Here is a 24,680-nt window from a genome sequence, read left to right on the forward strand (position 1 = left end):
AGCGAGATCAGGCAGACGAAGTCGGGGAATCGACAGCGCGGGCCGGTCCCATGTTGCGCGAGAACATGATCCCGACAAGAAGGACCAATCCTGAAACTGCGATGAACCATCCAGTCCGGTGCAGACCAGCGTCGTCGATCTGATGACCGGCCGTTACCTGCAACACCACAACCGCAAGATTCGCGCCGATGAACGCAACTGTGCGGTAAACGCCGATAGCTGCACCAACTTCGTCCACGGTTGTCACCGCATTGATCAGGCTTTGATTGCCGATGTTGTTGAAACCGTTCGGTATACCAAGTACCGCGGCAACAAGGAGAAGCACCAAGACCGGTGCAGTCGAGCTTTCGACCGAAGCGATCAACACCCCGCCGACCAGCAGCGCACACGTACCGACAAACAGAGTGCGACGGGCGCCGTACCGCCGGTATGTGCGAGACCCGATCATGGTGGCCACCACGCTGACCCCCGCGACGGGCAGCATCGTCAAGCCGGCCTCGATCGGGCTCATCCCCCGCGCGTACTGCAGCCATTGCGGAATTCCGAAAAAGACGCAGTAGAAGCACGTGTACGTGAGCAATGTCCGACCCAGAGTGGCACTGAGCGAGCGATTACGTGCCAGGGCCTCGACATCCAGAAACGGCTCCGGAGCGCGGTGCTCCCACCAGACAAAGAGACCGAGTCCCGTCACCGCAACGGGAAGCAGCCACCACGTCGGGTTCCCCGGCAACGAAACCAGCAGCACCATCGTCGACGTGATCGTCACGAGGAACAATCCGATTCCGACCACATCGAGAGCATGGAGCGCTTCCCGAACCGACACTCGCCCACCGCCGGCAAAGCCCACGTCAGCACGCATAACCACAACAGCACTGAGCACTACGACGGGAAGATTCACCCACAGGATCGATTGCCACCCGAAAGCCCCCACAAGGAGACCACCGACAGTGGGACCAAGAGCTGCAACGGACTGACTGCAGACAACCAACGTTGCAATCGCCGTACGCGGCTGGCGCCCGTAGCGCTCGGAGTAGCTGCGGACCATGGTCATCGCGTTGGGCATGTGGGCTGAAATGCCGAATCCGAGGATCACGTACGCACCGATCAACCAACCGACATTCGGGGCAAGCATCCCGACGCACGATCCGATGGCGACCAGGGCTAAGCCTCCGAGAAATACCCGGCGAGCGCCCAGCAATGCACCGAGCCGACCCATCATGGGCGCGCCAACAGCGGTCGTGATGTACATCGCGGAGATGATCCAGGAAACGCCGCCGTTCGACCCGAACTGAGCGGCGATACCAACAATTGCCACGGCAATCATCGACGAATTCAGCGGTTGCAGAATGCTGCCGGTCGCTGCCGCACCACTCACCCGGAACGGAACAGGCAAGGCCTTGGTATCTGCCTGGTCCTCGACGGCAGTCATGCGCGCATCACTGACTCCTGCGCCGGTGTTGTATCGGTCGACTCAGCCGCACGCCGCAGCAAACGTCCTGCGAGATAGAGCAACTCACGTTCGACGTCAGTGAACTCCTCCGTCAGCACGGACGTAAGCCATTCACTACGGGCGGCGCGGTCCACGTCCAAGGTCCTGCGGCCGATGTCCGTGATCGAGATCAAACTCGCGCGAGCATCATGTGGATCGACGGTGCGCGTCACCATCCCCTTCTCCTCGAGGAGAAGCACAGTCCGGGCGATTGTTTGCGGGACTACCCGCTCCAAATCGGCAAGCGCACGCGCACTCATCGCGCCCACCCGATCCAGATGCGCAAGTGCCTGCAGTTGGGTTGGAGTCAACAAATGCCCGGAACTCTTCGTCCGAATCCTTCGACTGAACAGCGCCACGTCTTCCCGCAGCCGGTCGGCACGTTCGTCCATGCGATTCTCCCTAGTCTCATTAGCCAGGGTAGCTGCTTATTTCTTCTAAGGTCTTGGATGTGACCTGTCTCTATCGAAATTTTTTCAACAGACTATCTGTCAAATTTTGCGAGGTGACGTGACGTTGCGAGCCCAAACTGCGATGTAGACCCCGGATTGCTGATCCGACGGATCGGATCCGCAGAATCCTGGGATTCACCCGAGATGACCGCCTACGAGAACGAAGACCACTTGCAGCGGATCGTCGCAACCGACCCGCAGTACGTACCCGGTGTCCCCGAAGGCGCTTTGACTGTTCGCGAGCTTTCGACCACGGCAGGGCCCGCAGACGTGTGCATTGTCAGCCCTGACGGCACGATCACGATCGTCGAGTGCAAGCTTGCATCGAACTCCGAGCGACGCAGAATGGTGATCGGGCAGGTTCTCGATTACGCATCCGCGATCTGGGTCGATGGTGCTAAATCGTTCAGGGAGCAATGGAATCGTCAGCGGGGTGATGATCTTGCCGCGCTCGGGGAGACTGCACTCGAACAACTCGACCTCAACATCACAGAAGGCCGTCGACCGTATCGACAACGATCTCAAACGCCTGGTCGAATTCCTGAACCGAATAACTCGCGACGAAGTGGCAGTCACCGCTCTTCAGCTGACTTATGCCCGACACGGGGACATCGAATTCCTGATGCCTTCCACCTACGGCGGCGAAATCGCGGCCGTTAAAGCCCGCAGTTCTGGCCCCTCGACATCCTGGACCACACAATCATTCCTCGACGCACTCGACGCCACGTCCGACCGCGTCTCCGCCCAGCGGATCTTCGAACTTCTCGAAAATCTCGATGACATCCGCGGACAGCACGAGAACCTGTGGTTCGGCAATCGTCCGGGAGGCGGCATCTTCTTGTACCCCTATGGACTCCGGTACGCGCCCATCCAATTGTGGATCAACAAAACCGGCCAACTCATGGCCTACGGAACCTGGAACCAATACGAGGTTGTACGTCAGCACCCGGGTTTCGCCGAACTAGCCGGATTGATCGGGCAGGACCACCACTCCACCGCAAAAGGTTTCGCAATCGCCGACGTCGATCTCGACGAACTTTGGCACGTTGTGCTGCGTTGTGCAATCGAAATCAACAGGTCCGACGCTTAAGACAGCAATCCCGGGAGACCACGCAGAGGCTCCCGGGATTACGACTGAATATTAAGTTGATAGTCCTGCTTACAGCAGCCCGGTAATTACAGCAGCTCCGAAATTTCCTCGGCGATCTGCTCAGGGGTGACCGTCGACTCGAACCGGCGAACTACCGCTCCGTCACGATCGACGAGGAACTTCGTGAAGTTCCACTTCACTTCGTCGGTACCGATCGCCTCGGGGCGCGTCTTGCTGACGTGCTCGAACAGGAATCCGATTTCGGGCCCGAATTCACCGGGTGCCTCGCTGCGGAGGTGCTCGTACAGCGGGTCCGCGTTGTCTCCGTTGACCTCGATCTTTGCGTACACCGGGAAGGTGACGTTGTAGGTCGTGCTGCAGAACTCCTGGATCTCAGCGTCCTGGCCAGGCTCCTGATCTCCGAACTGATTGCTCGGGAATCCGATGACCCGAAGGCCGCGGTCCTTGTTCTCCCGGTACAGGGCATCGAGGCCTTCGTACTGCGGTGTGAATCCACACTTGCTTGCCACGTTGACGACCAACAGAAGGTTGCCCTTGTACTGGCTCAGATCCTCGGTGGATCCGTCGGCAGCCTTGACGGCAAAGTCGTGGACACTCATGAACTCTCCTGATTATCGAAGTGATTATATTGCTACCCAAGGTAGTTCATGCTTCGTCGGCGATAGTGACCGGACACACCAACACGAGTGCCGCACTCAACTGTCGGTATCGGTGGACCCGTCGTCGGCAAGAACGCGATACAACGCTCGACGCGCTTCGATCAGAACACCGGCAGCGGCCTTGACCTGCGCTGGTGTACCCACTGCGGCGACCTGACCGGCAGCACCCATCAGTTGCCCGATCAGCTCACGCAGATCCTGCTCGGGAGCGCCGACGCTGTCGCGAACCTCGTCCCACGGTGCACCGAGATCCGCCCGGTGCTGCTCGACGTACGCGGCACCTTCCTCGGTGAGTTTTGCAGTCTTCCGTCCGGCGACCTTGTCGATGATCACGAGGCCTTCGTCTTCGAGTTGCGACAGTGCGGGGTAGATCGATCCCGGACTCGGTTTCCACACTCCGCCACTGCGTTCGACGATCTGTTGAATCAGTTCGTAGCCGTGCATCGGTTCTTCGGCAATGAGGAGCAGAACAGCCGCGCGAACGTCACCTCGACGCCCGCGCCCGCCGCGCCCGCGCCCACGTCCGAAGTGCGCGCCGGGACCGAACCCTGGGCCAGGTCCGCCGTCGGGCCCGAACCGCCCTCGACGATGCCCGCGCCCACGGTCGCCGTCGGGAAAATGCCTGTCCATTGTTGCTACCCTTCGCCGATATCGCTGATAGTTCGACGATATATCGCACAGATCGAAGGTGCAATGTCTCGAGCAGTAAAGGTGCAATGTCTCGAGCGGTATCAGCCCACCGTCGAGCGCAGTCCGTCTGCGAGCTTTTCCAGTGCGTCGATCTCGCGGATCCCTGGATCCATCTCGGCCCCGGACAATGTGACGTAGTTGCGGTTCCGCACGGCAGTCATCTGCGCGGTCACCGGATTCGATTCGAGAAAGGCGATTTTTGTTTCCAACGAATCACCGTCTACTCGCCGACGGTGAAGGTCACCGAGCACCAACACATCCGGGTCGCGGTCGGCTACCGCCTCCCAACTCACTTCCGGCCAGTCGTCGGACAGATCCGCAAATACGTTGACGGCGCCTGCCTCGTCGGCAAGAAGACCTGGGGCCGAACAACATCCGGCCATGTACGGAGCCTCGAGTCCGGAGAACCAGAAAGCGAGCGTTCTTCCCGAACCGGCAACACCGGCCGCCGCTTCCGATAGCCGCGACTGCAGTTCGGCAATCAACTCTGCGCCACGATCCTGCACGTCGAAGATCGCCGCCAGCTCACGAATCTCCCGGTACAGCGTGTCGATGGTCAGAGTCGCGGTACGCGAGACGTTCTCCCCCTCCACGACGGCATCGGTACAGACAGACGGCGACTGATACGTGGGAATTCCCAGTTCCGCGAATCGGGAGCGTTCCGCAACAACGGCGGAGGTGAAGGTGTGGGCGCTCGCCGACGTCACCAGATCGGGTTCGGTGTCGAGTACCACTTCGAGCGATGCGTCATTGTCGGCCAGTCTCGGCACCAGGTCGTTCTGGGCCGCGAGAGGAGCGAGAACAGGATCGAACCAGGTGGAGGTGCCTACCATCCGGTCGCCGAGACCGAGCGAGAGCAAGATCTCCGTCGCACTCTGGTACAGCGACACAGCTCGTTGCGGCGCCGAATCGAATGTCACTGACACACCACAATTTTCGAGTGTCAACGGGTAACTTGTAGGACCCGCTGCATCAGCAGCAACGGTAGTCGGGGTCGCGGCGTCCGGCGCAGTAGCGCTGGAGCACCCGGTCAGTAGTGCGGTGGTGCAGAGCAATCCGGTCGCGGCAGTGAGTGCGCGCGTCAGTGGTGCGGTGAGCACGGAAAGTCGTCCTTCGATCAGGGGCTCGGTCGCGGAACCCGACATGTGGCAATCGCCATTTTCGATGTGGTGCCGGACGAGTGTTCGGACTCGTGGGAAATCCCATCGCCGTTGCGCGTCAGTTCCGGATTCTCACCGGTATTCCCTCGTCAGACAGTGGTCAGTATAGGCAGCACACATCCGCAATCATGCAAAGCGCCAGGCCACCAAGAAATTTCTCAGCCGATTCGACGCGGGTCAATCTGAATACGCACGGGCCCGGAGGATTTTCTGGCGCTCCGAGCAGCGCGAGCATGAGCTAAAGCGTCAGCCAGTGCCCGGCCGTCCTTGCGCGGCACCCGAATCAGCAGACGCTCGGGAGCTACGCCCGCCTCGTCCTCACCGGAATACGGAAGCCTCTCCCCCGCAGGCAATTCCACAGGACCGAGGAGAACCGCGCTCGCAGGCAGATCGGCAGAAGCGACCAATTCAGTAATCGCGGCGCTACCACCGTCGATGGCCGCCAGATGGACGGCAGGCGGAAACCCGACCTCGTCGCGTTCGTCGAGCTGACTGCGGGCGTGCCCAACCGGATCCCACCGGACCAAAGCCTGAACTGTCGGGATTCCCGAATCCGCGACGACTACTACCTCGCCACCGTCGGACAGTGGAATCACCAAGGCTGCGGCAGACATCCAGCGCCGCAGCGTCTCTTCCTCGGCGCGAAGATCTGCGCGCCCGAGCAATGCCCACCCGTCGAGCAACAAAGCAGCACCATAGCCCCCGGTCATCACCGGTTCCGCGCCGACGGTCGAGACCACCAGCGCCGGGCCCTGGGCAACTTCCTTGACCACATCGCCGCCACCGGACAGCACAACCTTCACCCCGGGGAACGCCCGACCGAGTTCCTCAGCTGTTCGGCCCGCCCCGACCACAACGGCACGCAACGCCTTGGCTCCACACGCATGGCATCGGTAGGCCGCGTCGGCGACGCCGCACCAGCGGCACTCGGGAATTCCGGCACCGTCGGGACCTGCTGCAGATGGCAACGCCAACGGTCCGTTGCAACGACGGCACCGCGCCGGCGCCCGGCACTTCCCGCATGCGAGTGTCGGAACGTACCCACGACGCGGCACCTGCACCAACACGCCACGGCCGTCGGCCAATGCTCGCCTGGCCGCGGCAAAAGCGATCGCCGGCAACCGTGCTGCCCTCGCACCGGGGTCGCGGGCCAACGCGTGATCACTATCCGCCAATGCGGTGATCTTGGGTGAGCAGTGCCTGACCACATCCCGAGCGGCAACCAAATCGTGGGCCCACCCCGAATCGACGAGCACCTGAGACTCCGCAGTTCGGGAGAATCCGCCGATCACCACGGCGCACCCGGCCACATGCGCCCGCAATACCGCGGATTCACGGGCGTGCGGGTAGGGCGAGCGGGGCTCGGACAGGTTGTCGTCGCCGTCGTCCCACACGACAACAAGGCCGGTGTCCGGCGTGGGGGCAAAAACGGAGCTTCGCGTGCCGACGACGATGCGGGCACTTCCGCGAAGCGCCGCAAGCCACCGCCGATAGCGCATAGCCGGGCCAAGTCCCGCTGAAAGTCCTACTACCGCTTCAGGTCCGGATACTTTCTCGCAGGCGGCAAGAACTCGATCTAGATCACGCTGATCCGGAACGACGATGACCGCACTCTTGCCTGCCGACGCCACCGAACCGGCGAGTTCAGCCAACCGCAACGGCCAATCCTCACCGGGCAATGCCTGCCAGACCGCTCGCGGAGCACGCAGTTCGCGGACAGCGGTGACAAACGCGTCGCCGTACTGATAGAGGTGCCAGCCTCGTTCGTCCAACGTAGGCGCGGCGATCTCGCCGCTCGGTTCCCACGGCTCGCCCTCGACCTTGGCGTGGCGGGGCGGTATGGCTAGGCGCAGCACGTCGGCCCGGGTGCCTGCATAGCGCTCGGCAACGCGGTCGACCAGTTGCGCTATCTCGGCAGTGAGGACTCGCTCGGCCGAAATGACACGTTCGAGCCACCCGAATTTGCCCTGATGATCGCTGGTCGCCTCGCGGGAGACGATGAAACCGTCGACCAGACGACCAGCAAAGCGGATGCGCACCCGTACACCGGGTTGCGCATCCGCTTCGAGTTCACGGGGAACGAGGTAGTCGAACTCTCGGTCGAGGTGGGCGAGCGGGAGCATCGGGAGCACCCGGGCAACCGGATCAACCTCTGCCGCTACTCTTTCCGCGCCCACCCGCGCCCCGTCTGTACGTCAGTTATCAGAGACCTGCTGCGCTGCGCAGCTTGTCCGCACGATCCGTGCTCTCCCACGGGAGATCGATGTCGGTGCGTCCGAAGTGACCGTACGCCGCAGTCTGTGCATAGATCGGACGAAGCAGATCGAGATCGCGGATGATCGCTCCGGGCCGCAAGTCGAATACCTCGGTGATGGCCTGCTGGATCCGAGCCGGGTCGGTCTTCTCGGTACCGAACGTCTCGACGAACAAGCCGACGGGAGCAGCCTTGCCGATCGCGTAGGCAACCTGAACTTCGATGCGATCGGCGAGGCCGGCTGCAACGGCGTTCTTGGCAACCCAGCGCATTGCGTATGCCGCACTGCGGTCGACCTTTGACGGGTCCTTGCCGGAGAATGCGCCGCCGCCGTGGCGAGCCATTCCGCCGTAGGTGTCGACAATGATCTTGCGTCCGGTCAGACCGGCGTCACCCATCGGGCCACCGAGCACGAACTTGCCCGTCGGGTTGACGAGCAGACGCACATCGGAGGTGTCCAGATCAATGACATTGATGTCTGCGAGCACCGAGTTGAGCACCTTCTCGCGAAGGTCCGGGGTGAGCAGGTTGTCGAGGTCGATGTCTGCGGCGTGCTGGGTGGAGATGACGACGGTGTCGAGACGAACCGGCTTGTCACCGTCGTACTCGATGGTGACCTGAGTCTTGCCGTCCGGACGCAGGTACGGCAGGACGCCGCTCTTGCGAACCTCGGTCAGACGACGCGACAAGCGATGAGCCATCGCGATGGGAAGCGGCATCAGTTCCGGCGTATCAGTGGTGGCGTAGCCGAACATCAGGCCCTGATCGCCGGCGCCCTGACGGTCGATTTCGTCGTCGAGAGTTCCGTCGACCCGAGCTTCGTGCGAATGATCAACGCCCTGAGCAATTTCCGGGGACTGAGCACCGATCGCGACGTTGACGCCGCACGAGTTGCCGTCGAAGCCCTTGGCAGAGCTGTCGTACCCGATCTCGAGAACTGTGTCGCGGACGATCTTGGGGATGTCGGCGTATGCCGTGGTCGTGACCTCACCGGCGACGTGAACCTGGCCAGTGGTGACGAGTGTCTCCACGGCGACGCGGGCACGCGGATCCTGCGCGAGGATCGCGTCGAGGATGGAGTCGCTGATCGCGTCACAGATCTTGTCCGGGTGCCCCTCGGTGACGGACTCGCTGGTGAATAGCCGACTGCCGGACTTGCTCACAGATCTCCCTCTCGACGCCTTGAGTTCATGACTACAGCTTATTGAAATAACACGACCACCGTGTGGTGGCCGTTTTGTCGCTTATTCAGGGTGTAGCTGCGCCGACGATATCCGTTGAACGCTCGGCGCAACACCCTTACGCTCACCCGAAACGGGTGAGAAGCCCCTCACCCCTCTACGGGAATAACGTAATGAGCGCATCCAGCACGCGGCTGGCCATCAACGCTTTCGAACCGTGTTCCAGTGCCGCCTCGGATCCGTCGGAGCCGAGAAGCCAACCGTCGTTGTGATCAACTTCGAATGCCTTGCCCTCGCCGACTGCGTTGACCACAAGGAGATCGCAGCCCTTACGAGCAAGTTTCGAACGGGCGTAACTCAGGACGTCACCGTGTGCGTCACCGGTCTCAGCCGCAAATCCGACGATGACGGTGTCCGCGGCAAGGTCACCGGCCCGACGCGATTCGACGAGGCCGGCAAGGATGTCCGCGTTGCGCGTCAGGGGGATCGAGTCGGGTTCGTTTGCACCCTTCTTGATCTTGCTTCCCTCCACCGTGGTGGGCCGGAAATCGGCGACGGCAGCGGCCATGATGATGCCGTCCTGCCCGGGGGCATGCTTCTCGACGGCCGATCGAAGATCTTCGGCGGTCTTGATGTGGACGACGTCGACAGCTGCTGGATCCGCTAGATCGGCCGTGTATCCGGCGATCAGCGTGACCTGTGCACCTCGCTGCGCGGCCAGGCGAGCCAGGGCGTACCCCTGCTTGCCCGAACTGCGGTTGCCGAGGAAACGAACCGGGTCGAGCGGTTCGCGGGTACCACCGGCGGTGACCAGAACTCGACGACCTTCGAGGTCACGAGGCAAAGCGTCGCTGCGCTCGAGGAGCAACGACGCGAGGCCCACGATCTCGTCGGGTTCGGGCAAGCGACCAGCACCGGTGTCCTTGCCGGTCAATCGTCCTGATGCCGGTTCGATCACGTGGACTCCGCGCGAACGCAGGGTCGCGACGTTGGACACCGTTGCGGGGTGTTCCCACATTTCGGTGTGCATCGCCGGAGCGAAGACGACGGGACAACGAGCGGTCAACAATGTTGCGGTCAACAGATCGTCAGCTCGGCCCATGACGGCACGTGCCATCAGATCGGCCGTAGCCGGCGCGATGACAACAAGGTCCGCTTCCTGCCCGAGTCGGACATGCGGCACCTGCGGTACATCGGCGAAGACACCGGTGTGCACCGGATTGCCGGAGAGCGCCTCGAAAGTTGCTCTGCCGACAAATTCCAGTGCGGACTCGGTGGGAATCACGCGAACGTGGTGACCACTCTCGGTGAAGCTGCGGATGATCGCGCACGCTTTGTACGCCGCGATACCCCCGCCGACACCCACAACGATGCGTTTACGCGCCGTACCGGAAGTTTCCGCTACTCCCCCGGTGCCCGAAACCGATTCGGGAGCGGCAGACGACGTGCTCACTCGCCTTCGGTGTGCTCGAGCAGATCAGCGTGGATTTCGCGCAGCGCGATGGAAAGCGGCTTTTCCTGCAGGCCCGGCTCGACGAGGGGGCCGACGTACTCGAGGATGCCGTCACCGAGCTGGTTGTAGTAATCGTTGATCTGGCGAGCACGCTTGGCCGAGTAGATGACCAGGGCGTACTTCGAGGAGGTGCGTTCGAGCAACTCGTCGATCGGCGGGTTGGTGATGCCGAGCGGAGTGTCGTAGGCAGGCAGAGCGCCCTGGCTTGCGGCGGACGCGGCTGAAGTGCTGCTCACTCTTGTGTCTCCTGAATTAGATCTTGAATGAAGGCCTACATGAATCGATTTTATGCACCTGGATGGATGAAAATCAGTTCCCAACCAACAAGGATACCAACTCATCGCAAGCACGGCTTACATCCTCGTTCACGATGACCGTGTCGAACTCGTCCTGGGCGGCCAATTCGACTCGCGCCGTCTCCAAGCGCCTCGCGACGACCTCGTCGGATTCGGTGCCTCGCCCGGTGAGTCGCTGGACGAGAACGTCCCAACTCGGCGGAGCCATGAACACCAGGAGAGCTTCGGGTTTTGCCTTGCGTACCGCACGGGCTCCGGCCAGATCGACCTCGACCAGTACGGGTCGTCCTGCTTCGAGAGCTTCTTCGACGGGAGCCGCTGGTGTGCCCGATCGCTGCAGTCCGCCGTGAATGTCGGCCCATTCGAGGAGCTCACCGGAATCGATCATCCGCTGAAACTCGTCGCGAGTGGTGAAGCGGTAGTCCTTGCCGTCCACCTCACCAGGGCGAGGATCGCGGGTCGTTGCCGACACGCTGAACATCAACTCGGGCAACCGAGTCCTCAGTTCGCGGACCACACTCGACTTACCGACAGCCGAGGGGCCGGCTAGTACAACCAGCCGACCCCTCCGCACTGCAGTCTTGCTCTCTGACACAGCCTCAGCACTCATAAGAAACTGTTTTCGCAGCGCTCATCACTACTGTTGCGCCAGTTTTTCTCACGGTTCGACTCAGACCTCGAAGTCGAACTTGGTGAGCAGAGCCCGACGCTGACGATCACCGAGGCCGCGGATGCGACGGGTCGGAGCGATCTCCAGCTCGGTCATGATCTCCTGAGCCTTGACCTTGCCCACCTTCGGCAAAGCCTCGAGCAGTGCAGAAACCTTCATCTTGCCCAAGATTTCGTTGTCTTCGGCGTCCTTGAGGACCTCTTTAAGGTCGGTGCCGCCACGCTTCAGGCGCTCCTTGAGCTCAGCCCTGGCCTTGCGGGCAGCAGCTGCCTTCTCCAAAGCAGCAGCGCGCTGCTCATCAGTCAACTGGGGAAGGGCCACGGTTCCTCCGTCTCGTCGTGTGCAAATTTTGTCTATTCCACTGGATAACCAGCAGCGATAGCGACCGTACTCACGCCTGGCGCGAATTGCTAACCCACCCCCCGCGGTCCGGTGCAGATCACGGTGGGTTATGCGCTCTGAAACGTATCTCGAAATCGATGTGCACGACAGCGCTATCTCGACCGAAACAAAACAACATGGACGTTAATATGATTGCGAAAACTATTGTAACACAGGGCTTTTCGGTAAATCTACCGAATAGCACCCAAGGTTGCCCCAGGCGTCGGCCGCACCGCCACCAAACGTGCCCGGTGCCACAGTCAAATTTTTCGACGCAATTCGACGCGTTTGCGCGTGTCGCGAGCGAAACTCACGCAGAAAGCGAAGATTTCGGATCGCCGGCGCTCGCGTCGGCACCGGCATTTCGGTCCGCACCCGGTACGACCAACGCTACGAGGACAGCAAACGCAACCCAGAGTAAAGAATTCTCCAAGACAAAGCCGACAACCGGGACGTCGAGGTCTGCGCCGACGCGCGGCAACCGGAACAGCACCACTGCTGCAGTCAGTGCAACGGCGGCCAACGACCAGGCGGGAATCGTGCTCCTCCCCCGCGGCGGCGTCAAGAGCACGCCAACGGCCGGCACCAGCCACACGAAATGATGGGTCCACGCGATAGGTGTCACTACAGCGGCAAGCAGCGCGACCACGGTAAACGCCGCCAGATCCCCGCGTAAGCGCTGTACACGCCGAGTCGCAAGAATCCCCAGCCCGGCAAGAACAACACACGCAGCCAGCCACACAGGCCCCACCATGGCGTCGGGAAGCACCCGCAGCGCCATTCCACGGAGCGACTGATTTCCGAAGACCGCCGGGTCTCCCACGGCGACGCGTCCCGACAGCGATGCGATGTCACCGAAGTAGTCGAGGCTCGCTCGTGGCAGTATCGCGAAACCTACGGCGGTTGCTCCCGCAAAACCCGCAACGCCGCCCGCAAAGGCCTTCCACTTCCCGGTGATGACGTAGTAGCCGAGGTAGACGATGGGCACGAGCTTGACAGCTCCGGCTATGCCGACCAAGACGCCCTCGGGCAGCCACTTCGGCCGCGCGAGGACGTCGATCAGGCACAGGAACGTCAGAAACAGTCCAACCTGCCCGTACCCGAGGTGATCCGAAATCGGCGACGCAATCGTCCACAGAATCAGGAATCCCACATACACCGACAGCGGTCGCTTACGTGTGAGCGGCACTCCCCGGTAGCTCAGTACGATGATCGCGGCCAGCATCAGAAGACTGATGAAACTCCACGTCCACTGCATGAAACCCCAGGTGCCGATCGCCACCGGGACGGCAACGACGGCGGCAAACGGCGGATACGTGAACGGCAATCGGGCGTTGAACGAGCCGTCGTAGAGGTTTGTCCCATCCAAGACGGCCTGCCCGGCCGTCCGGTACACCGCGAGGTCGTCGCCGTGTACACCCGTCAGAGCCTGAAACGCGGTGGCCAACAACCCACACACCACAACAAGCACCCCGACGCGCCACCAGCGACGCGTCCACAATCCGTCCAATCCACTCACCGCAGGACGGTACCACCGCGATCCGACACCACTGGATACGTCGTGATCGCTCACGGATCAGTTCGCCAACGCTGCTTCGATCTCGTCCCGATCACGCATGGCTGCCTCGCGGAGCGCCGATATAGACGGTCCGTACTTGAGAACACCGCGCGACGAGTTCGGCAGGAGCAACTCCGTCGAACCGGCAAAGATCTCGGCCAGATCGGCGGCTGTCGCACCTTGAGCGCCGAGTCCCGGAGCCAGGATCGGACCGTTGAAGTCGGTCAGGTCCAAGCCGTGATCGCGAGTAGCGCCTACAACCAGTCCGACAGTGTCACGGCCGTCTGCGTTGGCAGCAACGGCGTCGTCGACAATCGACTGCGCCACCGACACACCACCGGCGGAGGATTGCTGCAATCCGCCGCCCTCGGGGTTGGACGTGCGCGCGAGCACGAAGATTCCGCGCGCGTTCTCGCGGGCAAGGTCCAAGGCCGGAGCCAAGGCGCCGAATCCGAGGTACGGCGACACCGTCACCGAATCCGAGGTCAGCGGCGATTCACCGAGCCACGCCTGTGCATACGCATCCATGGTGGAACCGATGTCGCCGCGCTTGGCGTCAGCCACGACAAGCGTCCCGGCGTCGCGAAGAGCCGCGATCGTGCGTTCGAGCACGGCGAATCCTGCGCTGCCGTACGCCTCGAAAAAAGCAACCTGCGGCTTCACGAGTGCAACTTCACCGGTGAACGCTTCGACGCAGATGTCCGCGAACTTCGCCAAGCCGTCAGCGGAGCGGGGCAAGCCCCACGCGTCGAGAAGAGCTGGATGCGGGTCGATGCCCACACACAGCCGCCCCCGGTCCGCAGTCGCGGACCGAAGGCGCTGACCCCAACTGAGGGTCACGACTGTGCGGACGGTTGACGCAGTCCGGCGTGCAGTTCCTGCAAGGAGTGAACGCCGATGTCGCCGCGCAGAACAGCTTCGATGCCCTGAACGGCAGCCGAAGCGCCCTGCACTGTCGTGATGCACGGAATGTTCGACGCCACAGCGGCACTGCGGATCTCGTAGCCGTCGACGCGTGGGCCGGAGTTGCCGTACGGGGTGTTGATGATCATGGCGACCTCACCGCTGCGGATCTGGTCGACGATGGTCACAGCACCCTCAGGCACCTCTTCACCGGACTGCTTGTACACGTTGGTGCACTCGATACCGTTGCGACGCAAGACCTCTGCGGTTCCGTCTGTCGCGAGGATCGTGAAGCCCAGGTCCGCAAGACGCTTGACCGGGAAGATCAGCGAACGCTTGTCCTTGTTGGCAACCGAGACGAATACGGCACCTTCGGTGGGCAGCGATCCGTAGGCAGCGGTCTGCGACTTGGCGAAGGCAGTGCCGAAGTCGAAGTCGATGCCCATGACCTCGCCGGTGGACTTCATTTCCGGGCTCAGCAGGGTGTCGACACCGGTTCCGTCGGCGCGGCGGAACCGGTTGAACGGCAGTACTGCTTCCTTGACCGCGATCGGTGCGCCGGCCGGGGTGTTTCCGCCGTCGCCCTCTGCAGGCAGGATTCCGCTGACCCGCAGTTCGGCGATCGATTCGCCGAGCATGACGCGAGCACAGGCCTTGGCCAACTGCACAGCCGTCGCCTTGGAGACGAACGGGACGGTGCGGCTGGCGCGCGGGTTCGCTTCGAGGACGTAGAGGATGTCGTCCTTGAGTGCGTACTGCACGTTGAGTAGGCCCTTGACGCCGATTCCCTTGGCCAGAGCCTCGGTGGAGCGGCGAACGTTCTCGAGGTCTGCACGGCCCAGCGTGATGGGCGGCAGCGCACATGCCGAGTCACCGGAGTGGATGCCGGCTTCCTCGATGTGCTCCATGACGCCCGCGAGGTATACCTCGGTGCCGTCGCACAGAGCGTCGACGTCGATCTCGACCGCATCTTCGAGGAAGCGGTCGACCAGCACAGGGCGGTCGTCGGAGATTTCCGTGGCCCGGGAGATGTAGTTGGCGAGTGAAGCCTCGTCGTACACGATCTCCATGCCGCGTCCACCGAGCACGTACGACGGACGCACCAGGACCGGGTAGCCGATTCCTGCCGCGATGTCGCGGGCGCCGTCGAACGTGGTGGCGGTACCGAACTTCGGTGCGGGCAGACCGGCTTCGGTCAGCACTCGACCGAACTCACCGCGATCCTCTGCGAGGTCGATGGCTGCGGGGCTGGTTCCGACGATGGGAACGCCCGCAGCTTCGAGGCGCTTGGCCAACCCGAGCGGGGTCTGGCCACCGAGCTGGACGATGACGCCGGCAACGGTGCCTGACTGTGCTTCAGCGCGGTAGACCTCGAACACGTCCTCGAACGTGAGCGGCTCGAAGTACAGGCGATCAGCGGTGTCGTAGTCCGTCGAGACGGTCTCGGGGTTGCAGTTGACCATGACGGTCTCGTAGCCGGCCTCGGACAGAGTCTGCGCTGCATGGACACACGAGTAGTCGAACTCGATGCCCTGACCGATGCGGTTGGGGCCCGATCCGAGGATCAGGACCTTGGGACGCTCGGTCTGCGGGGCGACCTCGGACTCGGCGTTGGGGTCGAGTTCGTACGTCGAGTAGTGGTACGGCGTCTTGGCTTCGAACTCTGCGGCGCACGTGTCGACGGTCTTGTAGACCGGGCGGACACCGAGCTCGTCACGCAGAGCGCGAACACCGTCCTCGCCGCCGAGTTCGGGGCGCAGGGCCGCGATCTGACGATCCGAAAGACCGTGGTACTTGGCCTGACGCAACGCAATTTCATCGAAAGTTTCTGCAACGCGCAGCTTTTCACCGAGTTCGTGGATCTGCTGGAACTGATCGAGGAACCACGGGTCGATCTTCGTGGCGTCGAAGAGCTGCTCGATGGTGGCGCCGAGGGCAAATGCCTTCTCGATGCCGTACATCCGGCCGTCCTGCGGAACGCTGATATCGGCAAGCAGAGCTTCGAGGCTCTCGGTTTCGACCTCGGGGCCCGTCCAGTAACCCGCACGCTTGGTCTCGAGCGAGCGCATGACCTTGCCGAATGCCTCGGTGAAGTTGCGGCCGATGCTCATGGCCTCGCCCACCGACTTCATCGTGGTCGTCAGAGTTCCGTCCGCGCCGGGGAACTTCTCGAACGCAAAGCGAGGAGCCTTGACGACGACGTAGTCGAGCGTCGGCTCGAAGCAGGCCGGCGTTTCCTTGGTGATGTCGTTGACGATCTCGTCGAGCGTGTATCCGATGGCCAGCTTGGCGGCCATCTTCGCGATCGGGTACCCGGTCGCTTTCGATGCCAGTGCCGACGAGCGGGAGACGCGCGGGTTCATCTCGATGACAACCAGGCGGCCGTCGGCCGGGTCCATCGCGAACTGGATGTTGCAGCCGCCGGTGTCGACGCCCACCTCACGCAGGATGTCGATGGAGAGGTCGCGCATTGCCTGGTACTCGCGGTCGGTCAGCGTCATCGCCGGGGCGACCGTGACGCTGTCGCCGGTGTGGACACCAACCGGGTCGACGTTCTCGATGGAGCAGACGATCACGACGTTGTCGCGACTGTCACGCATGAGTTCGAGTTCGTATTCCTTCCACCCGAGGATGGATTCCTCGATCAGGACGTTGGCGGTCGGCGATGCAGCCAGACCGCCGCCGGCGATCCGGTTGAGATCGTCGACGTTGTACGCCATACCGGAACCGAGGCCGCCCATGGTGAAGGAAGGGCGCACGACAACCGGGTAGCCGAGTTCGGCAACCGTGGCGTGTACTTCGTCCATCGTGTAGCACACAGCCGACTTCGCGGATTCGCCGCCGACCTTGGCAACGATGTCCTTGAACTTCTGGCGATCCTCGCCGCGCTGGATGGCGTCGAAGTCGGCACCGATCAGCTCGACGTCGTACTTCTCGAGGATGCCCTGCTCGTGCAGCGCCACAGCGGCGTTGAGAGCGGTCTGACCGCCGAGCGTCGCGAGGACGGCGTCGATCTTGTTGCCCTGCAACGCTTCCTTGGCGATGACCTTCTCGAGGAACTCGGCCGTGATCGGCTCGACGTAGGTAGCGTCGGCGAACTCGGGGTCCGTCATGATGGTGGCCGGGTTGGAGTTGACCAGGCTGACGCGCAGGCCCTCCTCCTGGAGGACGCGGCAAGCCTGGGTGCCCGAGTAGTCGAACTCGCAGGCCTGACCGATGACGATCGGACCGGAGCCGATTACCAGGATGTGCTTGAGATCTGTACGGCGTGGCATTAGTTCTTGACTCCGGTTTCTTTCCGTGCGGAGAGCAGGCTGGTGAAGCGGTCGAAGAGATACGCGGCGTCGTGCGGGCCGGCTGCAGCTTCCGGGTGGTACTGCACCGAGAAGGCCGAATCGTCGAGCAGGCGAACACCTTCGACGGCTCCGTCGTTGGCGCAGGTGTGGCTTACCACGGCGCGACCGAACGGGGTGTCGAATTCCTGGCCGGCTTCACCTTCGAGTGCGAAGCCGTGGTTCTGAGCGGTGATCGCGATGCGACCCGTCTGATGCTCGATCACCGGGATGTTGATGCCGCGGTGGCCGAACTTCATCTTGTACGTGCTCAGGCCGAGGGCGCGGCCCAGGATCTGGTTGCCGAAGCAGATACCGAACAGCGGCAAGCCCTGTCCGATGACCTCTTTCGTCAGGTGCACTGCGCCGTCGGCGGTGGCCGGGTCGCCCGGGCCGTTGGAGAGGAACACACCATCGGCCTTGAGGTCGAGGATCTGCTCGAGGCTCGCGTTGGACGGCAGTACGTGGACGCGAATGCCGCGCTCGGCGAACATGCGCGGGGTGTTCGTCTTGATACCGAGGTCGATGGCGGCAACCGTGTACAGCGCCTCGCCGCCCTTCGGCTCGACGATGTAGCCGCTGGTCGTGCTGACCTCACCGGCAAGATCGGCGCCGAGCATGGTGGGCTGATCTTGAACCCGTCGGACCAACTCGTCGTCGTCGGCGGCGATGGCTTCACCGGAGAAGATTCCGGCCTTCATCGAACCGCGAGTACGCAGGTGGCGAACCAGGGCGCGCGTGTCGATACCGGCGATGCCGACAATCGACTGCTCTTCGAGCTTGGCCTGTAGCGAACCGGTTGCACGCCAGCTCGAGGTGACGCGCGAGGGGTCACGAACGACGTACCCGGCAACCCAGATCTTGGCGCCGGCACTCTCGCCGGTCGGTCCGACCGACTCGTCGTCTTCGTCGTTCCAACCGGTGTTGCCGATCTGCGGCGCGGTGGAGACCACGATCTGGCGGTGGTAGCTGGGATCGGTGAGCGTTTCCTGGTAGCCGGTCATGCCGGTGCTGAACACCGCTTCGCCCAGCGTCTGTCCAACCGCGCCGAAGGTGGTTCCGCGGAACACCCGTCCGTCTTCGAGGACCAGTACTGCGGGGCTGCTGTCAAAGCCGCTCATGCGTTCTTTCCGTTCTGCTCGATGTCGCCAGAGCTTGCGTCTTCATTGTTGTTCGTCTTGTTCGAAGCAGTAACCGGCTTGACCCAGTCCGGGTACACCATTTTGTCGTCGCCGCGCACGCCCGTGTCGATCTCGGTTCCGCTCGGCAACTCCCAGCGGATGACCAGGACCCCGTCCTTGCTCATGACCTTGCCTGCGAGACCGCTCTCGGTGCGGATCGCGCGGATCGACTTCTCGGGGATCCAGATAGCAGACGCCCCGTCACGCTCGACCAGGATGCCGTTGGAGTAGCGACTGATCTCGCAGGTCGCCCGGAATCCGAGATCTCCGACCGCAATGCGGTCCTGCCAGCTGGGCGCGATGGTGCTACCGACGTACAAGCCGGTGGTCGGCATGACCAGCAATTCACCCAACGTCGCCGGCACCGTGGGCAGCTCGCCGATCTTGTCTTTCTGTCGTCGGGCGCGGCCACGCCAGCCGATGAACATCAAACCGATCATCGCGGCCCAGAAGACCACCAGACCGACAATCCACAGAACTCTTTCCATCTCCATGACGCCTACTCCTTGCTGCTCAGCAGCCGCGGCGATCCGTCGTGTGCAGTAACGCGGCCACGTAACAGTGTGGTCGTGACCCGAGCAGGCAATGTCATCGACTCATACGGAGTGTTACTCGCGACACTCGCCAGTGCCTTGCCGTGCACGGTCCATTCTGCGGAGGGATCGATCAACGTCAGGTTGGCCGGCTCCCCTACCTCGATGGGACGGCCCTGATCGTCGAGGCCGACAATCGCTGCGGGACGCTCACTCATGACGCGAGCAACGCCGCGCCAGTCGAGCAGTCCGGGCTCCACCATCGTTTGCACGATGATCGAGAGCGCCGTCTCGAGGCCGAGCATGCCGGGGCGCGCAGCGGCGAACTCGCAGCACTTGTCCTGCTCGGCGTGCGGAGCGTGATCGGTGGCCACGCAGTCGATGATGCCCTCGGCCAGGCCCTTGCGCAGGGCAGCAACATCGCTGGCCTCACGAAGTGGCGGGTTGACCTTGTTGATGGCGTCGTACGTCTCGAGACGCGAATCGTCGAGCAGCAGGTGGTGCGGGGTGACCTCGGCAGTGATCGAAATACCCTGTCCGCGAGCCCACTTGACGAGTTCGACGGTTCCCGCTGTCGACGCGTGGCAGATGTGGACCCGGGCGCCGGCGTCACGGGCAAGGAGTGCGTCGCGGGCAACGATGGACTCTTCCGCGGCGCGTGGCCAGCCGGCCAATCCGAGGCGAGCGGCCGTCGGGCCCTCGTGGGCAACTGCGCCGACCGTCAAACGCGGCTCCTCGGCGTGCTGCGCGATGAGAACGCCCAGCGAGCTGGAGTATTCGAGCGCGCGGCGCATGATCAGCGGGTTGTCGACGCAATGACCGTCGTCGGAGAACATCTTGACCTTGCCGACACCTGCGGCCATGGTTGCCATCTCGGCGAGCTGCTTGCCTTCGAGGCCGACAGTGACAGCTCCGACGGGATGGACGTCGACGAGGCCGACTTCCTGGCCACGTCGCCACACGTGATCGGTGATGACCACGGAATCGGCGACAGGGCTGGTGTTCGCCATCGCGAAGACTGCGGTGTATCCACCCAGAGCGGCTGCCGCAGAACCTGTTTCGATGGTTTCCGTGTCTTCACGACCGGGTTCACGCAGATGCGTGTGCAGGTCGACAAATCCGGGAAGCAGGATCTGACCACTGCCGTCGATCACCTCGGATGCGGTGGCCGGATCCAGGTTCACGCCGATCTCGAGAATGACTCCGTCGCCGACACGGACGTCGACGGCTTCCCCTTCTCCGTAGATCAGTACGCCGCGGAGCAGGACACTCACCGGTGATTCTCCGTTCTGATTGCTTGTCACATCGCACCGTCCTCTGAACCGACCAGAAGCCGGAACAAGACAGCCATACGCATGTGCACACCATTGGTAACCTGCTGCAGCACAGCAGCTTTGGGGGAATCTGCGACGGCCGAGGCGATTTCCATGCCGCGCAGCATCGGGCCGGGGTGCAGGACCACCGCGTGATCGGCCAGCATTCCGAGACGCTTCTCGGACAGGCCGTAATTGATCGAATACTCGCGCTGCGACGGGAAGAATCCGCCGTTCATGCGTTCGGCCTGGACCCGCAGCATCAGGACTGCATCGAGTCCGGGCAGTTCCGCGTCGAGTGAATGCGAGACGGTGACCGGCCACGTGTGCGCACCGATCGGCAGCAGCGTCGGCGGGGCAACGAGGACAACCTCGGCGCCGAGCATCGACAGAAGCAACGCGTTGGAACGCGCGACACGACTGTGCAGGATGTCGCCGACAATGGCGATCCGCTTGCCCTCGATGTCGCCGAGACGTTGACGCAAGGTCAGAGCGTCGAGCAACGCCTGCGTGGGATGTTCGTGAGTGCCGTCGCCGGCGTTGATGACCGCGGGGCCACCGTCCGATGCGGTGCCGGTCCACTGGGCGATCTGATGAGCTGCGCCCGACGCGGGGTGACGAACGATCAGAGCGTCGGCGCCGGCAGCACGCAGTGTCATCGCGGTATCGCGCAGCGATTCACCCTTCGACACCGACGAGCTGGATGCACTGACGTTGATGACGTCGGCGCTCATCCACTTACCGGCCACCTCGAAGGACACCCGGGTGCGGGTGGAGTTCTCGAAGAACACCGTCATCACTGTGCGGCCACGAAGTGTCGGGAGCTTGTGAACTTCACGGCCCAGGAGTGCCTGCTCGAAGCGTTCGGCCTCGTCGAGAAGTTCGATCGCGGACTCTCGGTTGAGGTCTGCGATGGAGAGAAGGTGCTTCACGCGCTCTTACCTCCGGAAATGACCACAGCGTCCCGGCCGTCGTGTTCCTGAAGGAGTACCTTGACGTCCTCGGACCTCGCGGTGGGAACGTTCTTGCCGACGTAATCGGCGCGCAGCGGGAGTTCGCGGTGGCCGCGGTCGACCAGTACGGCAAGCTGCACTGCACGAGGGCGTCCCAGGTCACGAAGAGCGTCCAAGGCGGAGCGGACGGTACGGCCGGAGAACAGGACGTCGTCGACGAGTACGACCAACGCGTTGTCGACGCCACCTTCGGGAACGGAGGTCCGTTCGAGGGGGCGGTGCGGCTTGGTGCGGAGATCGTCACGGTAGAGCGTGATGTCGAGAGATCCGATGGGTGTACGCACACCGGAGAATTCTTCGATCTTGTCGCGGAGACGTGTCGCGATGGTGGTGCCCCTGGTGGGAATACCGATGAGGACTACGCGGGGCGCAGTACCTTCTGGTCCGTCGAGTGCCGTTTTCTCGATGATCTCGTGCGCGATTCGCGCGACGGTCCGGCCCACATCCTGGGCGGACAGCAATTCGCGGGTCTCGGCGTCACTGGCCTGCGTTGTATCTGGACCTGCAAGATCGGATGGGCGAGACCCTTCGGGCACGCTCATACAGCGACCTCCTTCTCCGCCTCACTGGACGGATCGTTAAAGGATGTCTGACGGTTCCCCACCCTATCAGCCGACAGACCTGAAACCCGCCGCGCGAGCCGTCGTCATGACGGGTTGTGTGCAGACACACAACCTAAGCTCGCACGGCGGGCGGTAGTACTGAAATACGCGGAACGGTAGAGCTACTCGGTACCCGAATCGGTGTCCTGCGCGCGCTGCGAAGTCGCCGCAGCGGCCGAACGAACCTGCGGAGCTACGAGGACAACCTGGCCGAGGATTCCGTTGACGAATCCCGGCGAGTCGTCCGTCGACAACTGCTTTGCCAATTCGACGGCCTCGTCCACGGCAACAACCGGCGGGACGTCGGTCGCGTGGAAGAGCTCCCACACGGCAATACGCAGAATCGCGCGGTCGACTGCGGGCAGACGCTCGAGCGTCCAGTCCTGCAGGTGCGACGAGATGACCTGATCGATCCGGTCGAGGTTCTCCGCAACTCCGGACACCAAGGTGACCGTGTACGGGGCAACGGGAGCTACTGCGTCGTCCTTGACGGACAGATCGGAACGCTCCGACGCCAGTTCTACCGGGTCGAGGTCACGTGCCTCGGCTTCGAAAAGGAAGTCGACAGCACGCTTGCGCGCCTTGTGGCGCGCACCGAGTTTCTTATGAGTGCCGGACACTTTAGGAATTCACACGCCCGAGGTAGTTACCGTCACGCGAATCGACCTTGAGCTTGTCACCGGTGTTGATGAACAGCGGCACGTTGATCTCGGCACCGGTCTCGAGGGTGGCCGGCTTGGTGCCACCGGTGGAGCGGTCGCCCTGCAGGCCCGGATCGGTGTGCTGAACGACAAGCTCGACCGTGACCGGGAGCTCGACGAAAAGCGGGACGTCCTCGTGAGTCGCAACCTGAACGGCCATGTTCTCGAGAAGGAAACGCGACTGCTCGCCGACGACAGTTTCGCTGATCGGAATCTGGTCGTAGGTGTCGCCGTCCATGAAGATGTAGTCGCTACCGTCGTGGTACAGGTAGGTCATGTCGCGGCGGTCGACCGTGGCGGTCTCGACCTTCACACCGGCGTTGAACGTCTTGTCCACTACCTTGCCCGAGAGCACGTTCTTGAGCTTGGTACGCACGAAGGCAGGGCCCTTGCCGGGCTTGACATGCTGGAACTCGATAATCGTCCACAGCTGGCCTTCGATCTGCAGAACCAGACCGTTCTTGAAATCACTGGTGGAAGCCACTTGCTTCGCGTCTCCTAGGGGGTCGGGAAACCGTCTCAGATGACGGTAAGGTCTTTTGCGGTCAGTGTGAGCAGCTCTGGCCCCTGCTCACGAACAACGAGCGTGTCCTCGATCCGTACGCCTCCGCGCCCGGAGAAGTACACGCCCGGCTCGACGGTCACCGCCGCGCCGGAAAGAAGTGTACCGGTGCCGAGCTTCCCGATTCCGGGAGCTTCGTGGATTTCCAGCCCCACACCGTGTCCGAGGCCGTGCAGGAACAACTCGCCGTACCCTGCGTCGTCGATCACCGAGCGTGCCGCAGCGTCGACGGCGGCACATTCTGCACCGGGAACCAGGGCCGCGCAGCCGGCCGCTTGGGACTTGGCAACCAGTTCGTAGACGTCCCGTTGCCAATCGGAAACAGTCTCCAGCACGTAGGTGCGAGTCATATCGGAGTGATACCCGCCGACCTGGGCGCCGAAGTCCAATTTCACGAAGTCGCCAGACGCCAATTCCGCACCGGTGGGTCGGTGATGCGGAATCGCGGAGTTCGATCCGGCTGCCACGATCGTCTCGAAGGAGATTCCGTCGGCGCCGTTCTCGAACATGAGGTTTTCCAGTTCGCGGCCCACCTCGCGTTCGGTGCGACCCGGCCGCAGTCCCCCGCGAGTGATCAACTGCGCCAACGCATCATCGGCTGCCGCACACGCGGCACGCAACAATCCGATCTCGTGCTCGTCCTTGACCATCCGTAGTTTCTCGACAAGCCCGCTCACCGGTTCGAACCGGACGGACGGCGCCGACTCCGTCCAGGATCGGTGCTCGGCAAACGTCGCGACGTGCGCCTCGAAAGCCAGGGCGTCGCCCGAGAAGGTTCCGATCAGATGCGCTGCGCTCGAACGATCGATTTCGGCCCGCAGATCCGGCACCTGCTCGGCAACTTGCGTGACGTAACGACCGTCCGTGCAGATTACTGTCGCATCCTCGTCGCCATCAGCATCTCGAGCGCTCACCACCAGCGCGGCATTCGAACCGGTGAACCCGGTGAGGTAGCGGATGTTCAGAAGGTCTGTGACGAGAATCGCGTCGAGTTCGCGCTCAACCAGAAGCGTACGGAGGGCATCACGGCGGGACCGATGATCAACTGACATGACTCGAACCTACCCGCTCGTCGCGGTCTCCCTCTCAATCCGAAACGCGCGGTTACAGCAATAATTGTGGGTTA

At 62.7% G+C, this 24,680-nt stretch carries 23 protein-coding genes and 1 riboswitch; of the genes, 1 reads left to right on the plus strand and 22 read right to left on the minus strand.

Annotation, left to right across the window (positions count from 1 at the left end; all coding sequences use genetic code 11):
• Window positions 1–7 precede the first annotated feature (7 nt).
• Window positions 8–1,429: an MFS transporter gene (locus EEB13_RS16090; RefSeq protein WP_045067679.1), complete on the minus strand. Its 1,422-nt coding sequence runs from the start codon at window positions 1,427–1,429 to the stop codon at window positions 8–10.
• A complete protein-coding gene (locus EEB13_RS16095) occupies window positions 1,426–1,881 on the minus strand; it encodes a MarR family winged helix-turn-helix transcriptional regulator (protein ID WP_033232145.1) in 456 nt (151 codons plus the stop codon). The genes EEB13_RS16090 and EEB13_RS16095 overlap by 4 nt, the downstream gene beginning before the upstream one ends.
• A 496-nt stretch (window positions 1,882–2,377) precedes the next feature.
• Between EEB13_RS16095 and EEB13_RS16100 the strand changes: the two genes are divergently transcribed.
• Complete coding sequence (locus EEB13_RS16100) at window positions 2,378–3,031, plus strand: hypothetical protein (protein ID WP_410055772.1); 654 nt, start codon at window positions 2,378–2,380, stop codon at window positions 3,029–3,031.
• Window positions 3,032–3,117: 86 nt separating this feature from the next.
• On the opposite strand, the gene EEB13_RS16105 is transcribed toward EEB13_RS16100, so the two are convergent.
• From EEB13_RS16105 to EEB13_RS16200, 20 genes are all read right to left on the minus strand, one after another.
• A complete protein-coding gene (locus EEB13_RS16105) occupies window positions 3,118–3,651 on the minus strand; it encodes a glutathione peroxidase (RefSeq protein WP_033232146.1) in 534 nt (177 codons plus the stop codon).
• A gap of 96 nt (window positions 3,652–3,747) precedes the next feature.
• On the minus strand, window positions 3,748–4,341 hold the full coding sequence (locus EEB13_RS16110; protein WP_141485799.1) for a PadR family transcriptional regulator: 594 nt from the start codon (window positions 4,339–4,341) through the stop codon (window positions 3,748–3,750).
• 101 nt (window positions 4,342–4,442) lie between these two features.
• Window positions 4,443–5,546: an ABC transporter substrate-binding protein gene (locus tag EEB13_RS16115; protein ID WP_141485800.1), complete on the minus strand. Its 1,104-nt coding sequence runs from the start codon at window positions 5,544–5,546 to the stop codon at window positions 4,443–4,445.
• 12 nt (window positions 5,547–5,558) lie between these two features.
• Window positions 5,559–5,700: riboswitch (cobalamin riboswitch) on the minus strand.
• Between the two features lie 19 nt (window positions 5,701–5,719).
• A complete protein-coding gene (locus EEB13_RS16120) occupies window positions 5,720–7,738 on the minus strand; it encodes a primosomal protein N' (protein ID WP_187328574.1) in 2,019 nt (672 codons plus the stop codon).
• Window positions 7,739–7,763: 25 nt separating this feature from the next.
• Window positions 7,764–8,978 (minus strand): methionine adenosyltransferase, encoded by a 1,215-nt coding sequence (metK, locus tag EEB13_RS16125; RefSeq protein ID WP_033232149.1) that lies wholly within the window; start codon window positions 8,976–8,978, stop codon window positions 7,764–7,766.
• A gap of 175 nt (window positions 8,979–9,153) precedes the next feature.
• On the minus strand, window positions 9,154–10,449 hold the full coding sequence (gene coaBC / locus EEB13_RS16130; protein ID WP_141485802.1) for a bifunctional phosphopantothenoylcysteine decarboxylase/phosphopantothenate--cysteine ligase CoaBC: 1,296 nt from the start codon (window positions 10,447–10,449) through the stop codon (window positions 9,154–9,156).
• Complete coding sequence (gene rpoZ / locus EEB13_RS16135; protein WP_033232151.1) at window positions 10,446–10,745, minus strand: DNA-directed RNA polymerase subunit omega; 300 nt, start codon at window positions 10,743–10,745, stop codon at window positions 10,446–10,448. Before rpoZ ends, coaBC begins: the two co-directional genes overlap by 4 nt.
• A 73-nt stretch (window positions 10,746–10,818) precedes the next feature.
• Window positions 10,819–11,415, minus strand: a complete 597-nt coding sequence (gene gmk, locus EEB13_RS16140) for a guanylate kinase (protein WP_033232152.1) — start codon at window positions 11,413–11,415, stop codon at window positions 10,819–10,821.
• A gap of 60 nt (window positions 11,416–11,475) precedes the next feature.
• Window positions 11,476–11,796, minus strand: a complete 321-nt coding sequence (gene mihF / locus EEB13_RS16145; protein WP_033232153.1) for an integration host factor, actinobacterial type — start codon at window positions 11,794–11,796, stop codon at window positions 11,476–11,478.
• A gap of 370 nt (window positions 11,797–12,166) precedes the next feature.
• Window positions 12,167–13,375 carry a glycosyltransferase 87 family protein gene (locus EEB13_RS16150; RefSeq protein WP_261984567.1) on the minus strand — a complete coding sequence of 403 codons (1,209 nt, stop codon included), beginning with the start codon at window positions 13,373–13,375 and terminating at the stop codon, window positions 12,167–12,169.
• Between the two features lie 57 nt (window positions 13,376–13,432).
• Window positions 13,433–14,254 carry an orotidine-5'-phosphate decarboxylase gene (pyrF, locus tag EEB13_RS16155; RefSeq protein ID WP_141485805.1) on the minus strand — a complete coding sequence of 274 codons (822 nt, stop codon included), beginning with the start codon at window positions 14,252–14,254 and terminating at the stop codon, window positions 13,433–13,435.
• Window positions 14,251–17,592, minus strand: coding sequence for a carbamoyl-phosphate synthase large subunit (gene carB / locus EEB13_RS16160; RefSeq protein WP_033232156.1), 3,342 nt, complete (start codon window positions 17,590–17,592; stop codon window positions 14,251–14,253). The genes pyrF and carB overlap by 4 nt, the downstream gene beginning before the upstream one ends.
• A complete protein-coding gene (gene carA, locus EEB13_RS16165; RefSeq protein WP_141485807.1) occupies window positions 17,592–18,770 on the minus strand; it encodes a glutamine-hydrolyzing carbamoyl-phosphate synthase small subunit in 1,179 nt (392 codons plus the stop codon). The genes carB and carA overlap by 1 nt, the downstream gene beginning before the upstream one ends.
• Window positions 18,767–19,318: a hypothetical protein gene (locus EEB13_RS16170; protein ID WP_033232258.1), complete on the minus strand. Its 552-nt coding sequence runs from the start codon at window positions 19,316–19,318 to the stop codon at window positions 18,767–18,769. Before EEB13_RS16170 ends, carA begins: the two co-directional genes overlap by 4 nt.
• A gap of 11 nt (window positions 19,319–19,329) precedes the next feature.
• On the minus strand, window positions 19,330–20,667 hold the full coding sequence (locus EEB13_RS16175; protein WP_033232158.1) for a dihydroorotase: 1,338 nt from the start codon (window positions 20,665–20,667) through the stop codon (window positions 19,330–19,332).
• On the minus strand, window positions 20,664–21,608 hold the full coding sequence (locus tag EEB13_RS16180) for an aspartate carbamoyltransferase catalytic subunit (protein ID WP_033232159.1): 945 nt from the start codon (window positions 21,606–21,608) through the stop codon (window positions 20,664–20,666). The genes EEB13_RS16175 and EEB13_RS16180 overlap by 4 nt, the downstream gene beginning before the upstream one ends.
• Window positions 21,605–22,231 carry a bifunctional pyr operon transcriptional regulator/uracil phosphoribosyltransferase PyrR gene (pyrR, locus tag EEB13_RS16185; protein WP_033232160.1) on the minus strand — a complete coding sequence of 209 codons (627 nt, stop codon included), beginning with the start codon at window positions 22,229–22,231 and terminating at the stop codon, window positions 21,605–21,607. The genes EEB13_RS16180 and pyrR overlap by 4 nt, the downstream gene beginning before the upstream one ends.
• Before the next feature lie 182 nt (window positions 22,232–22,413).
• Complete coding sequence (gene nusB / locus EEB13_RS16190; protein ID WP_045067672.1) at window positions 22,414–22,911, minus strand: transcription antitermination factor NusB; 498 nt, start codon at window positions 22,909–22,911, stop codon at window positions 22,414–22,416.
• 1 nt (window position 22,912) lies between these two features.
• Window positions 22,913–23,476 carry an elongation factor P gene (gene efp / locus EEB13_RS16195; protein ID WP_033232162.1) on the minus strand — a complete coding sequence of 188 codons (564 nt, stop codon included), beginning with the start codon at window positions 23,474–23,476 and terminating at the stop codon, window positions 22,913–22,915.
• A 35-nt stretch (window positions 23,477–23,511) separates the two neighbouring features.
• The gene (locus tag EEB13_RS16200) at window positions 23,512–24,606 is read right to left on the minus strand and encodes a M24 family metallopeptidase (protein WP_141485808.1); all 1,095 of its coding nucleotides are present in this window, start codon (window positions 24,604–24,606) and stop codon (window positions 23,512–23,514) included.
• Window positions 24,607–24,680 lie beyond the last annotated feature (74 nt).

It is taken from the genome of Rhodococcus sp. WS3 (assembly GCF_003797085.1).
In the GTDB taxonomy this organism is placed as follows: domain Bacteria; phylum Actinomycetota; class Actinomycetes; order Mycobacteriales; family Mycobacteriaceae; genus Rhodococcus_F; species Rhodococcus_F globerula.

What these genes read in the sequence shown, in the direction of transcription:
- EEB13_RS16090 (WP_045067679.1), bottom strand. Translation starts at nt 1,429, where the DNA reads ATGACTGCCGTCGAGGACCAGGCAGATACCAAGGCCTTGCCTGTTCCG.
- EEB13_RS16095 (WP_033232145.1), bottom strand. Translation starts at nt 1,881, where the DNA reads ATGGACGAACGTGCCGACCGGCTGCGGGAAGACGTGGCGCTGTTCAGT.
- EEB13_RS16100 (WP_410055772.1), top strand. Translation starts at nt 2,378, where the DNA reads ATGATCTTGCCGCGCTCGGGGAGACTGCACTCGAACAACTCGACCTCA.
- EEB13_RS16105 (WP_033232146.1), bottom strand. Translation starts at nt 3,651, where the DNA reads ATGAGTGTCCACGACTTTGCCGTCAAGGCTGCCGACGGATCCACCGAG.
- EEB13_RS16110 (WP_141485799.1), bottom strand. Translation starts at nt 4,341, where the DNA reads ATGGACAGGCATTTTCCCGACGGCGACCGTGGGCGCGGGCATCGTCGA.
- EEB13_RS16115 (WP_141485800.1), bottom strand. Translation starts at nt 5,546, where the DNA reads ATGTCGGGTTCCGCGACCGAGCCCCTGATCGAAGGACGACTTTCCGTG.
- gmk (WP_033232152.1), bottom strand. Translation starts at nt 11,415, where the DNA reads ATGAGTGCTGAGGCTGTGTCAGAGAGCAAGACTGCAGTGCGGAGGGGT.
- carB (WP_033232156.1), bottom strand. Translation starts at nt 17,592, where the DNA reads ATGCCACGCCGTACAGATCTCAAGCACATCCTGGTAATCGGCTCCGGT.
- carA (WP_141485807.1), bottom strand. Translation starts at nt 18,770, where the DNA reads ATGAGCGGCTTTGACAGCAGCCCCGCAGTACTGGTCCTCGAAGACGGA.
- EEB13_RS16170 (WP_033232258.1), bottom strand. Translation starts at nt 19,318, where the DNA reads ATGGAAAGAGTTCTGTGGATTGTCGGTCTGGTGGTCTTCTGGGCCGCG.
- pyrR (WP_033232160.1), bottom strand. Translation starts at nt 22,231, where the DNA reads ATGAGCGTGCCCGAAGGGTCTCGCCCATCCGATCTTGCAGGTCCAGAT.
- EEB13_RS16200 (WP_141485808.1), bottom strand. Translation starts at nt 24,606, where the DNA reads ATGTCAGTTGATCATCGGTCCCGCCGTGATGCCCTCCGTACGCTTCTG.